The 12,604-nt window shown below is 70.4% G+C and carries 9 protein-coding genes and 1 pseudogene; 4 read left to right on the top strand and 6 right to left on the bottom strand.

The window, feature by feature from the left end; all coding sequences use genetic code 11:
* Positions 1-87 precede the first annotated feature (87 nt).
* Positions 88-537, top strand: a pseudogene (locus FEF34_RS13680) (N-acetylmuramoyl-L-alanine amidase); the annotation flags it as partial.
* Between the two features lie 215 nt (positions 538-752).
* Here FEF34_RS13680 and FEF34_RS13675 read toward each other — a convergent pair.
* A complete protein-coding gene (locus FEF34_RS13675; RefSeq protein WP_138053444.1) occupies positions 753-2,036 on the bottom strand; it encodes an amino acid deaminase in 1,284 nt (427 codons plus the stop codon).
* A gap of 472 nt (positions 2,037-2,508) precedes the next feature.
* The gene (locus FEF34_RS13670) at positions 2,509-3,894 is read right to left on the bottom strand and encodes a M14 family metallopeptidase (RefSeq protein WP_138053443.1); all 1,386 of its coding nucleotides are present in this window, start codon (positions 3,892-3,894) and stop codon (positions 2,509-2,511) included.
* Positions 3,895-4,075: 181 nt separating this feature from the next.
* Here FEF34_RS13670 and FEF34_RS13665 point away from each other — a divergent pair, with 181 nt between their 5' ends.
* Positions 4,076-5,353, top strand: a complete 1,278-nt coding sequence (locus FEF34_RS13665; protein ID WP_138053442.1) for an Nramp family divalent metal transporter — start codon at positions 4,076-4,078, stop codon at positions 5,351-5,353.
* Between the two features lie 165 nt (positions 5,354-5,518).
* Here the strand turns inward: FEF34_RS13665 and FEF34_RS13660 are convergent, their stop codons facing one another.
* From FEF34_RS13660 to FEF34_RS13645, 4 genes are all read right to left on the bottom strand, one after another.
* The gene (locus tag FEF34_RS13660; RefSeq protein ID WP_138053441.1) at positions 5,519-7,216 is read right to left on the bottom strand and encodes a chitinase; all 1,698 of its coding nucleotides are present in this window, start codon (positions 7,214-7,216) and stop codon (positions 5,519-5,521) included.
* 169 nt (positions 7,217-7,385) lie between these two features.
* Positions 7,386-7,832, bottom strand: a complete 447-nt coding sequence (locus tag FEF34_RS13655; RefSeq protein ID WP_138053440.1) for a hypothetical protein — start codon at positions 7,830-7,832, stop codon at positions 7,386-7,388.
* A 61-nt stretch (positions 7,833-7,893) separates the two neighbouring features.
* The gene (locus FEF34_RS13650; protein ID WP_234042389.1) at positions 7,894-8,544 is read right to left on the bottom strand and encodes a hypothetical protein; all 651 of its coding nucleotides are present in this window, start codon (positions 8,542-8,544) and stop codon (positions 7,894-7,896) included.
* Positions 8,545-8,569: 25 nt separating this feature from the next.
* Positions 8,570-10,117 (bottom strand): hypothetical protein, encoded by a 1,548-nt coding sequence (locus tag FEF34_RS13645; protein WP_234042388.1) that lies wholly within the window; start codon positions 10,115-10,117, stop codon positions 8,570-8,572.
* Positions 10,118-10,914: 797 nt separating this feature from the next.
* Here FEF34_RS13645 and FEF34_RS13640 point away from each other — a divergent pair.
* Together FEF34_RS13640 and cpaB are read left to right on the top strand one after the other, a co-directional pair.
* On the top strand, positions 10,915-11,775 hold the full coding sequence (locus tag FEF34_RS13640) for a hypothetical protein (RefSeq protein WP_138057465.1): 861 nt from the start codon (positions 10,915-10,917) through the stop codon (positions 11,773-11,775).
* Between the two features lie 112 nt (positions 11,776-11,887).
* Positions 11,888-12,598, top strand: a complete 711-nt coding sequence (gene cpaB / locus FEF34_RS13635) for a Flp pilus assembly protein CpaB (protein WP_138053439.1) — start codon at positions 11,888-11,890, stop codon at positions 12,596-12,598.
* The last annotated feature ends 6 nt before the right edge of the window (positions 12,599-12,604 follow it).

Genomic DNA, 12,604 nt, shown 5'->3' with positions numbered 1-12,604 from the left:
CTGACCTATGTCCAGGCAGTTTTGAGCCCGGCATTCCATGATCGATATCGACCTGTGACAGGAATCCGGAGTCTGCTGCCCAGAATCAGGACGGCGAAGTCGGGTGCGGCGACCACCTGGTCCGTGACCGCCTACGACCAGGCCGGCAACACCACCGCCGCCTCCGTCGCGGGAACACCGGTGATCCTCCAGGAGACCTCCGCCACCCGGTCCGGCACTTGGGCCGCCAAGTCGTCCACCAGCTACCTGGGCGGCAAGTCCTACTCCAGCTCCGCCAAGAACGCGAGCCTGACCTGGACCTTCACCGGCCGGTCCGCGGCCTGGGTGGTCTCCCGTGCCTCCGGCTCCGGACAGGCGTACGTCTACGTCGACGGCGTCAAGGCCGCCACGGTCGACCTGAAGTCGTCCACCACCAAGTACCGAGACGCGATCTGGACCAAGACCTGGACCACCAGCGCCAAACACACCATCAAGATCGTCGTCGGCACCAGCGGCCGTCCCACCATCACCACCGACGGCCTCGTCTACCTCAAGTAGCCGCCCGGCACGGCCGCCCCGGCACCGCGCCTGTCGGGTCCGGGGCGGCGAACGTGCCCCTTCTGCCTTGCCCGTCGCGCGTCGACGAGGGCGCGGGTGTCCTGCGTCGGGAGCTCCCGCACGTGTGAGGGGGTCGTTCGCCATGCCGGAACGTGCCGTCGATCAGCGCGTGCGGGACGCAGGCCGAAGGGCCGGCGGGTGGTTCGTAAGGTGGATCAGAAGAAGGTGCGGATGTAGTCGGTGACCGTGCCGTCCGCCTCGGCGACCGGGATCAGCTGCCACTTGTCGAACGACGTGCACGGGTGGGACAGGCCCATCCCGACCCAGTCCCCGACCTCCAGGTCCGCGTCCTCGTCCGTCCGCAGCCAGGCGTGCTGGTCCGACAGCCCGGTGACGGTGATGCCGGCGGCCGGGCGCACCGACCCGTCGCGGGCGTCCCGGACGACCTGGGCCTCGGGGAGGTCGAGGTCGTACGCGGCGTCGCGCTTGCCCGCGTTGGCGAACGCCTGCTGCCCGGTGGGCCGGGAAACGACCTGGGCCCAGAGCCGGAACGCGGGCTCCAGCGCGCCCTCTTCGGGCACCCGGTTGAACGGCGTCAGCTGCCTGTAGTGGCCGTCGTCGTGGGAGACGTACGCACCGGAGCGCAGCAGCCTGAGCACCGGGCGGGACAGTTCGGGAAGCTCCGCGAACACCTCGGCGACCGTGTCGAACCAGGCGCTGCCCCCGGCGCTGACCACGATCTCGTCCGTGGCCGCGAAGCGGCCGTCCCGGTCGAGGGTGACGGCCAGTGAGACGAGCCGGTGCAGCCAGTCGCGCACCCGCTCGGGCGTCGCGTCCGGGACCTCGCCCTCGTAGCCCGCGACACCGACCAGCCGCAGGTTCGTCGCTGCGGCGACCGCCCCGGCGACGGCGGTGCAGTCGGCGTCGCTGCGGGCACCGGTGCGCGCGCCCTCGCCGGCGCCGAGTTCGACCACGACGTCCACGGGCCTGGCGGCGCCGCGCAGCGCCTCGTCCATCAGCTCCACGCCGCGCACGGAGTCGACGTAGCAGATGAACCGGAAGTCCGGGTCCCGCTCCAGCTCACCGGCGAGCCAGCGCAGCGCCACCGGGTCGACGAGTTCGTTGGCGAGGAAGACGCGCCGGATCCCGTGGGCGCGGTAGACGCGGAGCTGGTGCGGGACGGCGGCGGTGATGCCCCAGGCCCCGCGCTCCAGCTGGCGGGCGAACAGCTGCGGCGACATGGAGGTCTTGCCGTGCGGGGCGAACGCGAGGCCGTGGCGCTCGGCGTAGCTCTCCAGCAGCGCGAGGTTGTGCTCCAGGGACTCCGCGGAGAGGGCGAGTACGGGAGTGGTGAAGCCACCGGTGAAGAGGTTGCGCCGCTGGGCGGCCAGCTCGCCGACCGTGAGGCCCTCGGCGTCCGGGGGGAGCGCCTTGAAGCGGTGGTCGACGGTCTCGCGGGCGAGCCGGTCGAGGCCTTCGACGGTGTTGTCGGCGGGCATGGCGTGCCTCCTCGGCATGCTGTCGCGTGCTGGGCCACGCTGCGTCGCCCAGCACGCTCGGACTGTCCGGCATCCCGGCCGGTGCCGGGGTGGTGGACCCATCAGACCAGGCCGCGATCGCCGTGGGCGCGTCAGGGTGACCGGGCAGCCGCAGCGGCCGGTGGTGTCGTGTGAGCGGTCCCGCCGGCGGGCCCCTCGTCGCGTACCCGCCCTCGCGTACGAGGTCCGCGCCCGGAGCGCACGCGGCCGTACGCAAACCGCCTCGACGCACGTCCTCGACGGCGACGGCCGGCGGACATGTCATCCCCCGTCCGGCCGGACGGCAGCCGCGCGGGCCGTGGAAGAGGCGGGTACGCCGACCGGGCTCGGCGGGGCGCCGGGGCCGCGGCGTCCAGGAGGGGGAACGGGCGCAGGCCCGGCGGGAACCGCCGGGCCTGCGCCGGTGCCGCCCGCTCGGACGGCACCGCACGGTTCAGGAGCAGTACTGCTGTTCCTTGCCGATCGACCGGTACATACAGTCCGCGTTCTCCACCAGTTGCAGCACCGCGTCGCGGTTGCGGCTCGTCTCCCGCTCGATCACCTCGTCGGGCGGGTAGAAACCGCCGCCGATGAAGCTCCTCGGGTACAGCTCGAAGGTGTAGCCGAAGATCTTCTGGCTGCCCCACAGCCAGTCGTCGATCGACCCGTCCGTGATGTACAGGTCGCTCGACTGCTCGGGGGTGTAGCCGTTGCTCGCGGCCATCTTCCGGCCGACGGTGGCGAAGGCGTCGTGGTCGTCCTGGGTCATGCCGGGGGCCGTGTCGGCCTTGGTGTAGCCGTACGGCCAGAGCACCAGTTCGCTGTAGGTGTGGAAGTCGATGCCCGCCGTGATCTGCTGCTTGCCCCCGACGACGCGGGAGCGCACGAAGTCGGCGACGACCTTCACCTCGGGGGCCGACTCGGCGGCCCGGCCGCGGTAGGTCTCCGAGCCGGGGGAGCCGGAGGAGCCGCCGCAGCAGCCGAACTTGTAGTCCCAGTTGCGGTTCAGGTCCGTACCGACGGCCGACGACCCTGAGTTGGGCTGGCGGTTCTTGCGCCAGCTGCGGTAGGAACCGGTGGCGATGTCGTACTCGCCGCCGTCCGGGTTGAGGTCCGGCACGATCCAGATCTCCCGGCTGTTGACGGCGTTGGTGATCCGGGAGTCCGAGCCGTAGTCGTCGCCGAGCTCACGCAGCAGGTAGAGGGCCATCTCCACCGTGAGGTGCTCACGGGCGTGCTGGTGGTGGGTGAAGAGGACCTCGGGCTCGTCCTCGTCGCTGCCGACGTTGTCGCTGATCTTGACGGCGATGATGTCGCGGCCCTGGTAGGACTTGCCGATCACCCGCTTGCTCATGATGTCCGGGTGGGCCGCGATGCGCTGGTCGATCTCCGCGTTCATCTCGGCGTAGTTGTGGTACCGGGAGTCCGCGGAGGGGAAGTCGAACGGCTCGGCCGAGGCGCCCGCCGCCCTGCGGGACGGTGGCGCGGGCAGCGCTTCGAGGTCGTGGCCGAGCGCGCGGAGCCGCTCGGCCTGGCCGGCGTCGGCGCTGACGACGACCGTGTGGTCGTGGACCTCGTCGATCGAGACGCCGGTGGCCGCGACGGCCGTGCGCTCGGCGACGGTCGACGGGCCGTGGATCTCGTACTGGCGGGTCTGCCCGTCGGCCGCGGCGGTCGCGGAGCCCGCGGGCTCCGGTGCCGGGGATGCGGTCGCCGTGAAGGGCACCGCCACGGCGAGTGCCAGCAGGCCTGCGAGGGTGGCGGACCGGGTGGTGGACCTCCGGCCGCGGCGTCTGCCGGTGCGGCCGGGAGTGCCGATGCCGCGTGTGCGAAGTCGCATGCTGTCTCCTGGGTGGGGAGTGTGGGGGTGGCTGGATGCGACGTGCGGATGTGCTGACGGTGGTTCTGGTGTGTCGGGCACATGGTCGGGGTATGGCATGCCCCGGTCAATAGCACACGTCGGACACCGGTTGACCGAGGCACGGGACGCACGGCACGAACGGGAAGGCAGGACCACACGCATGGCGGACATGACGGAAGACCGAGAAGGACGGGCGGCTGCCCCGGTGATGCGCCAGGCGAGTTGGCGTCACATCGGTCCGGGCATCGTCGTCGCAGCGACCGGCGTCGGCGCGGGGGACCTCGTCGCCACCCTGATCGCGGGCAGCAAGTTCGGCTACGCGCTCCTGTGGGCCGCGGTCGTCGGCTGCCTGGTGAAGATCTCACTCGCGGAGGCGGCGGGGCGCTGGCACCTCGCCACCGGCCGCACCCTCTTCGACGGCTGGCGCAGCCTCGGCCGCTGGACCACGGTCTACTTCGTCGGTTACGTCGTCGTCTGGGGCTTCGTCTACGGAGCGGCCGCGATGTCCTCCAGCGCGCTGCCGCTCGGTGCGCTCTTCCCCGACGCGATGGGCCTCAAGTGGTGGGGCATCCTCTGCGGCCTCGTCGGGCTCGTCTTCGTCTGGTTCAACCGGTACGCCGTCTTCGAGAAGGTCATGACGGTCCTGGTGGGCGTGATGTTCCTGGTCACGGTCTATCTGGCGGTACGTGTCGCGCCGAACCTGGGCGACGCGTTCGCCGGGCTCGTGCCCGTCCTCCCGGAGGGCTCCCTCGTCTACACGCTCGGTCTGATCGGCGGCGTCGGCGGCACCATCACGCTCGCCGCGTACGGCTACTGGGTCAACGCCAAGGGCTGGAACAACACCGGCTGGATGAAGGTCATGCGGCTCGACAACCGCGTCGCCTACCTCACCACGGGGATCTTCGTCGTCGCGATGCTCTTCGTCGGCGCCGAGCTGCTGCACTCCTCGGGGATCGCGATCACCAAGGGGGACAAGGGCCTGCTGGACCTCGGCACGATCCTGGAGGACCGCTACGGCGCCGCCACGGCCAAACTCTTCCTCGTCGGCTTCTTCGCCACGTCGTTCACCTCGCTGATCGGCGTCTGGCACGGCGTCAGCCTGCTGTTCGCGGACTTCGTCGCCCACTATCGGCCGAGGCTCGCGCCGGCCGGGACACCGCGCGAGAAGTCGCCGGCGTTCCGCGCCTATCTGCTGTGGCTCACCTTCCCGCCGATCTCGCTGCTGTTCCTGGACCAGCCGTTCGGTCTCGTCATCGTGTACGGAGTGATCGGGGCGTTCTTCATGCCGTTCCTGGCGCTGACCCTGGTGTGGCTGCTCAACTCCTCGCGCACCCCGCGGGAGTGGCGCAACGGCATGCTGAGCAACGCGATGCTGGGTGTGGCGGGGCTGCTCTTCGTCGTGCTGTGCGTGCAGCAGGTGCGTGAACTCCCCTGGTGAGGGTGGCGTCTTACTGGCGGGGCATGACGTACGGCGGACCGGTGTACTGAACGCCCGGACGGCGGCAGCGCCACCGGTGGGGCGGTGGCGCTGCCTGTCCGGGGAGGACGGGGAGGACGGCGTGGACGGGAGGACCGCGTGTGGTGTCCGCGGCCGCGCCCGTGGTCAGGGCAGGTTGTGCACGTGCGGTCCGACCGCGTTGGACCAGGCGTTGCCGGCCGTCGCGTCCCAGTTCGTCGACCAGGTCATCGCACCGCGCAGGGTGGGGTACGCCCGCGAGGGCTTGAACGAGCCGCAGTTGGTGCCCCGGGTGAGGCAGTCCAGCGCGTTCTTCACGATCTGCGGGTCGACGTAGCCGCTCCCGGCACCCCGGGTGGAGGCCGGAACGCCGATCCCCACCTGGGACGGGTCGAGGCCGCCCTCGAGCTGGATGCAGGCGAGCGCGGTGAGGAAGTCGACCGAACCCTGGGAGTAGACCTTCTGGTCGCAGCCGAGCATCGAACCGCTGTTGTAGTACTGCATGTTGACGACGGTGAGGATGTCCTTCACGGCGAGGGCGGTCCTGAAGTACTCCGTCCCGGTGTTCTGCATGTCGATGGTCTGCGGAGCCATCGTCAGGACCAGCGAGGAGCCCGCCTTCGTCGACAGTTGGCGCAGGGCCTTCGTCAGATACGCCGAGTTGATGCCGTGCTCGAGGTCGATGTCGATCCCGCTGAAGCCGTAGCTCTGCATCAGGGCGTACGCGCTGTCGGCGAAGGCCGTCGCGGACGCGTCGCTGTTGATGGTGACGTTGCCGCGTTCACCGCCGACGGAGAGGATGACCGACTTCCCGGCGCTCTTCTTGGCGGCGATGTCGCTCTTGAACTCGTCCACGGATCCGTAACCGACGGCCGGGTCGAGGTTGAACACGATCTGGCCGGCGGTCGCGGTCGAGTCGGCGAACGAGACCGCGATGATGTCGTACTGCGACGGCACGTCCCGCAGCTTCTGCGCGGTCGCGCCGTTGTCGAAGTTCTGCCAGTAGCCGGTCACCGCGTGCTTCGGCACCGAGGGGTTGCCCGGGTCGCCGCCGCCCGAGGTCGTCGCGGTCACCGGCGCCGACTTCGCCGACTCTCCGGCGGCGTTCGCGGCGGACACCCGGAACTGGTAGGACGTCGAGGCGGCCAGCCCGGTCACCGTGGTCGAGGTTCCGGTGACCGACTGGACCCTGGTGCCGTTCCGGTACACGTGGTAGCCGGTCGCGCCGGACGAGCCGGACCAGCTCAGCGCCACGGAGGACGAGGTCACCGCACCCGCGGTGAGCCCGCCCGGAGCCGGGGGCACCACCGGGTCGGGGTCACCGCCGCCGCCCCCGTCGGGCCCGAACACCGAGACGTCGTCGGCGAAGTAGGCCGGCTGCCCGTACCAGCCGTGGGTGTACACCGTCACGGACGTGGTGGCCGAGCCCGTCGTGAACGTGGTGCTCAGCTGGGACCAGCCCGAGCCGCCCGGCGTCCAGACCGACACGTCGGTCGTTCCCGTCCCGCTCGCGCCCAGGTACACGTACGAGCCCTGCACCCAGGCGCTGAGCCGGTACGTCGAGTCGGGCTTCACGGACACGGTCTGCGAGCACTTCGCGTTGTCCTGTCCGGAGGGCGTGCCCCTGAGCGCCGAGGCCCCGCCGTGGACCGGCGACGACACCACGGCTCCGCTCCCGCCGGAGCACGTCCAGTTCGTGAGTCCCGACTCGAACCCGGCGTTCCTGGCGTTGTTGACGTCGGCGGCCAGCGCTGTGCCGGCCCCACCGGTCAGCCCGAGCCCGGCGCCGACGGCCAGCGCCAGCACTCCGCCGAGCCATCTGCGTCTGCGTGTGGTGCGGTCCACTTTGCTGCCTCCGTGGGGGAGTTGGGGAGGAGGTACGGAACGGTGGCCACCGCTGGCCCCAAGTTGGTCCAGACCAATCAGGTTGTCAAGGCCTCTGGCGGAACCCCGTATACGAAAGCGGCCCGGTCCCCACAGGACCGGGCCCATCCCTCCGACCTCCGACCGCCCCTCAGGCGTCCTCCTGCAGCCGGTCCGCCGCACAACCCGCGACACACCCCAGTACCAGTACGGCGTTCGACATCAGCAGCCCCTCGACGGACAGCCGCTCCCACTGCAGCCCCATGTTCAGCAGCTGGGCCGCGACCGGCACGGCGAGCGCCGCCGTCAGATGCCGCGGCACCGAGTCCCGGAAGGGAGCACGGTGGATCCGCGCCGCCGCCCAGACGGCGAGCGCGACGCACAGCGCGTTCGGCAGATGGACCAGCAGCAGCCGTCCGCCGAACGTCCCCATCCGCGCGGCGGTCGCCACGTGCTCGTAGACCACCGTCGCCTGCACGTACTCCGTGAAGAGCAGGACGACGACCCCGGCCGCCCAGGCCCGTGCCAGCGCGAACAGCGCAGCTCCGGGCCCCTCGTCCTCCCGGGCGGACGCCCCGGTGGAACCGTACCTCGTCATCGTCCTCCGCCTCCCGTCAGCAGCCCACCGCTCGGTGCGCCGGACACCGGTCCTGCCGGACCTACCTGACCGCGACCGACTCGACGATCTTCTTCAGATCGTCGTCGCCGAGCCGTCCCTTCACCGCGTCGACACGCACGGCGTACGCCTTCCTGGCCGTGTCCAGTCCCGCGACGATCACACCCCGGACCCGGTCCGGCCCTCTGGTGAACTCGAAGTCGATCCGCCGTGCCTCGCGCCGGCCCTCCGGACCCGCGACGGTGATCTCCTTCTGACCCTTGAGCGTTGAACCGAGGGCGATCCCCGCCTCGGCACCGATCGCCGCCTCCTCCGCCGAGTCGGCCTCGGTGAAGCCGAGCTGCACCGTGATCGTGCCGACCGCCCGGCCGTCCTCGGTCAGTGTCGCCGCGGCGGCGTTGAACCTGCTGCGCTCGGCCTCGCCCTGCTCCTTGAACGCGGGGGGATGCGCGACCGTGACGGACGGCGTCTCCAGCGTCCCCCACCCCTTCGGAGCGACCGACGCTGCCTGGTCCGATCCGCACCCGGCGAGGGCCAGCAGGGCGACGGCCGCGACCAGCCGCAGGCCGACTCGTCGCGCGCCGCCGGGGGCGCGCGCGGCCACGGCCGGCGTACCCTCGGCCCGCTCGGTCGTGTGTCCGGCCCGCCCGCCCATGCCGGCGCCGGGCCTGCCGCCCATGCCCTGTGTGCCCATGGCCTCGGTGCTCCTGCCGCCGTGATCAGTTCGCACAGTAGCTGTACGGGACGTAGCTCCGGCTGCCTCCCTGCGGCGCCCCCAGGAACTCCGCGTCATCGAGGATCTCCTCCTTCGTCTCCGTCGAGACCGAGAAGCCCAGACTCAGTCCCAGGTTCAGTTCGAAGCCGTACTCCGCCGCGTCGGTCAGACCCGTGTACGTCGTGCGGCTCGACAGACCCTCGTCGAAGAGCAGCTGTCCGAACGGGTCGTCCGCGCCCGGCCGCGTCGTCGGGGCGTGATGGTCGAACATGTAGCGGAACGGCGCCGCGTACCGGCCGTTCCCGTCCAGCCACTGCTGCGCGACCGCGCGCTGCTTCGCCCCTTCGGCTCCGGGTGGGATGACGATCGAGTCGGTGATGACCTCGATGCCCGTCTCCTGGTCGGTGCCCTTGACCGAACCGCTTCCGCCGCGCTTGTCGTCGCCGTCCCGGCCGTTGTCGCCGCCGATCTTCACCCCGTCCTTCGTGGCGCCCTTCTCGACCGTGCGCGTCATGTCGATGCGCAGCAGCTCACCGGTCTCCTTGTCGTGGGTGACGGTGATGGTCCCGGTCTGCGTGGTGGACGCGGATGCCTCACCGCCGAGGGGCCCGGCCTCGTACCCGACCTTCGTGCCGTACTCGATAGACGCGCTGTAGGTGTAGGACTTGGTGCCCTTGAAGTCGTTGTCGGTCCACGTCGCCTCGGGGGAGAACCTGAAGTTCCCGCCCAGTGTGGCGCTCAGCCTCCTCTCGTCGCCGGGCGACAGCTTCAGGCCGCCCGCGGCGCTCGCCTCGATGCCGACCTTGCCGTGGCTGATGTGCCGGTCGCCCGGCTGCTCGTCGATCCGGTCGCGCAGCCTCTCCTCCTCGGCCATGGGGCCCTTGCCGAAGAGATAGAGGATGCTGTTGCCCAGACCGCCGCCCCGGGCGTTGGAGTGCCGGTTGGCCAGCTCGTACGTCTTCAGGCTCTCGAGGTCGTCGCGGAACGCCTTCGCCTCCGCCTCGCTGTCGAACACCCAGGTGTCCCCGTTGGTGACCTTGATCCCGGCGCCCAGCTCGACCTTGTCCGAGCCGAACCGCCCGACCTTGGCGCCCGGCTTCCAGTCCTTCTTGGCGGCGATGGAGGCGGCGTCCGTGAAGGTCATCAGCACCTGCTGGTCGTTCTCGTCGACCGTGCCGTCCCTGTTGACGTCCGTCTTCGACCGGAACGTCTGCTGCTGGAAGCCGTACTCCTCGCCCCACTCGATGAACAGCAGCTTCCCCTTGGCGCCGGCCTTGTCGCTGACCGAGGAGATCTGGCAGAGCGCGGGTTCGTAGCCGGCGTCGGTCCTGGGGGCCGCATCGTCCCCTCCCGGAGTACCGCAGGATCCGCCGAAGGTGACGAGACAGCGCAGCGTGTCGGCGATGGTCCTGTCGACGCCCGTGCCGACAAGGGCCCCGACCACAGCGGCGGAGACGACGATCGCCCCCACGTACTCCGAGGCGGCCGCGCCCCGGTCGCGCGGGCCCCGGCCGCGTCTGCGCGGCGGAGTCATGTGCCTTTCCCGTCGCATGCCCTTCCCCCTCCGGCTCACTGGCTTTGCGGCCCGCGGGCCCTCTGACCCTCCGGCTCGCGGACGGCCTCTCCGTCCTTGCGGCTCACTGGCCTTGTGGCTCAGTGGCCTTGGGGCCCACTGGCTTTGCGGCCCACTGGCTTTGCGGCTCACTGGCCTGGGGGCCCACTGGCTTTGCGGCTCACGGACCTTCCGGCTCAATGGCCTTGGGGCTCACTGGCTTTGTGGCTCACGGACCTTCCGGCTCACTGGCCTTCCGGCTCACTGGCTTTGCGGCCCACGGACCTTGCGGCCCACGGGCCCTCTGACCCTCCGGCTCGCGGACGGCCCCTTCGCCCCGCCGACCCACTGACCTCAGGCCCCCGGCCGCAGGACCGCTGCTCTCACCGACCGGAATCGGACGGTACGGATGCCGGGCGCCAGGGGCGTGGGCCCTGGGGCCCCATTCCGGGCCCAGACGGTGAGTTGGGCCCCGGCCGGGCCGATCGGAGCGCGGGGCACGGGACATGTGGCGACGAGCGGCGCGGGACGCGAAGCGCCGAGGTCCCCGATTGCGAGGAAACGATTCCTGAAATCCCCTCGCTGATACAGGAGTTAACCTCTGGCGGCTTCGTCCGCTTTGAGCGGTGAGCATTGCGTGAGGGTCGGGTCACCGGGTTCCGAAAGCTGTTCTCTGAACCTGTTGGACGTGGATAAAGTGCTGATGCAGGAGAAGCACGAAGAGCAGGGGAACTGCGGTCGCCGCCGCTGCGGCGTCCGGAGCCGAACGGGGAATCAGCGTGCCGACCGCGATTGCTGTGACCAGCGCCGACCTGGTGCTGCCGCCGACGGACACCCATACGCCCACCGCCGCGCTGCTGCACGCGCCGGACACCCAGCCGCTGGACGCGGCTCTCGCCGACATGCAGGTCCTGGTGGAGCAGAACGGCTATGTGATCGCCCTCTACCCCGCCTCCATCCCCGCCGCCCACGAGCGCAGACTGCACACGGTCCGCTCGGTCCTGGAGAGCGACCGGATCGCGCTGCTGAAGCTCGATCTGCCGCCGCTCGGGGTGTCCGTGCTGGTCCGGCAGCTGCGCCAGCTGTCCGTCTGCGACTTCAGTGCCGGAGTGGTCGCCTCCGCCGCCCGGCTGCTCTCCCACTACATCCACGCGGGCGCCCTGCTCAACTCGGTCGCCAAGCTCGACCGCGTCCCCGTGAGCCTCAAGTCCCACGCCAAGTCGTGGGTCCCCGGCTCGCAGTTCGGTGTCGTGGCCAACCCCGGTCCACAGCTGGTCAGAATCGGCCACGGAGAGCTGACCGGACCCGAGTTCGCCACCCGGCTTCTGGTGGCGAGAGGGCAGCTGCAGTCGGAATGGGTGAATGCGACGCTGGCGCCCGCATGGCAGGTCCAGGGAATCCAGGAGACCGCGCTGCCGGCCGATTCCCCGAGATGGTGGGGCACCCCACGGATGATCGAATTCGCCGCCTTCCTCCCCGACATCTCCGTGATCTACCAGCTGGTTTCCTCGGTACGGCGGGAGGTGTGCACCTGGTGCGGCATCGAACTCATCGGTGACCGCTGCGGCTTCTGTTCGGCCCCACTCCCCCCGGCCGAGAACCGAACGCATCCCACGCGTGTCCTAGGCGAAGGAACACCGATGCACCACGGGTCGTAATGCGCCGCCGGTGCGGTGGGCGCGGACCGATGGCGGCTCCGCCGTATGCGCGCCCCACCGCACGTACCAGTCCGCTCATCAGCCCACGTCTTCCATCGAGGTTGCCCCGCTCATGAATTCACGCCAACGCCGCGGCGTCATCCTGCTGCTCCTCTCGGTCCTGTGTGCCTTCGGCGCGTTCGCCGGTGTGCTCTCGGTGATCAGCGACGTGAATTCCAAGGTCGGGCCCGAGGTCGCCGCGTACCGGGTCAAGTCCGACGTCGCCCCGTACCAGGCACTTCAGCCGAACCAGTTCGAGAAGATCACCATGCCGAAGCGCTGGCTCTCCGAGAACGCGGTGACCGACGTCTCGGTCGTCGACGGGAAGGTGGCCGTCACCCAGCTCAAGAAGGGCTCGCTGCTCCAGGACGACATGTTCGTCAAGCGCCCGGCCCTCGACCGCGACGAGCAGGAGATAGCCATCATGATCGACGCCGCGACGGGCGTGGCGGGCAAGATCAGGGCCGGCGACTCCGTCAACATCTACGCCACCTTCGCCGCCGACGACCAGGGGGGTGCGAAGGCGCAGTCCCGCGTCATCGTTCCCAACGCCCGGGTCATCGACGTCGGCCGGCTCACCGCGCTCGAGCCCAAGGGGGACGACAGACGGGGCGCGCTGCGCGAGGCAGTCCCGATCACCTTCGCGCTCAACACCAAGGACGTCCAGCGCGTCGCATACGCCGAGTCGTTCGCCGTGAACGTGCGGCTGGCGCTGCTCGCGGACGGTGGTTCGACCCAACTGCGCCCGGGGGAGGGTACCTACACCCTCGAAGGGGACAAGTGAGAGACG

The organism is Streptomyces marianii, assembly GCF_005795905.1.
Lineage (GTDB): Bacteria > Actinomycetota > Actinomycetes > Streptomycetales > Streptomycetaceae > Streptomyces > Streptomyces marianii.
The sequence above is the reverse complement of the archived record's forward strand: the minus strand, read 5'-3'. Positions and strand labels throughout refer to the sequence as shown.